The 764-nt window shown below is 69.1% G+C and carries 1 pseudogene; it reads right to left on the reverse strand.

What is annotated here, in order from left to right:
• Positions 1-495, reverse strand: a pseudogene (locus LPU43_RS00055) (hypothetical protein); the annotation flags it as partial.
• Positions 496-764 lie beyond the last annotated feature (269 nt).

A 764-nucleotide genomic window follows, 5' to 3' on the forward strand; every position in this document is an offset into this window, starting at 1 on the left:
GGCCTGAACCGAACCGTTCTGCCCCTGGCCGCCCTGCTCCTTGTCGTTCTCCCCCTTGCCGCCCTGCTCCTTGCCTTTCCCGTGGCCCTGCTCCTTGCCGCCGTGCTCGCCCCGGTCGCCCTGCTTGCCCTGGTTGCCGTGCTCGCCGCGCTCGTCCCGGTTGCCGTGCTCGCCCCGGTCACCGTGCTCGCCCTGCTCGCCCCGGTCACCATGCTCGCCGCGCTCGTCCTGCTTGCCCCGGTCGCCGTGCTCGTTCCGGTCGCCTCGCCCGGAGCCGCCGTCGCCCTTGACGAACTGCTCCGCCGTGGACCAGGTGAGATCCGTCAGCCTGTCCATGCCGGCCGCACCGGCGCTGGTGCCGACGCCGATCGCGGCGAGGCTGACCACGCCGGTCAGGCCGGCGACGCCGGAGACGAGCCACACCTTGCGGCGGCCGCGCGTCCCGGCGGCCTTCTTCTTGCCGGTGTCGTCGTTCTTCCGAAGGTAATTGGACATCGGAGTTCTCTGCCCTCTCTTCGTATCAGACAAGGTCGCACCGCCATCGCGAGGCGTCCTTCGCTACAAATCGGTTGTAGCTGCTAAATGACACCGTATGAGAATGTTCTTCGTGGAGGGCGCGAATCCGAAGAAACCCCGCATCGGGTACAAGGTGCGCGACTAGTGCACACGGACGGCCTGCGGCCCCTCCCGCGACGCGTGCGGGAGGGGCCGGGCGGCTATGTGGATCAACCGAGGCAGTTGCCGCCGGTGCAGTTGTCGGGCCG

Source organism: Micromonospora okii (assembly GCF_020884795.1).
Classification (GTDB): Bacteria; Actinomycetota; Actinomycetes; order Mycobacteriales; family Micromonosporaceae; genus Micromonospora; species Micromonospora okii.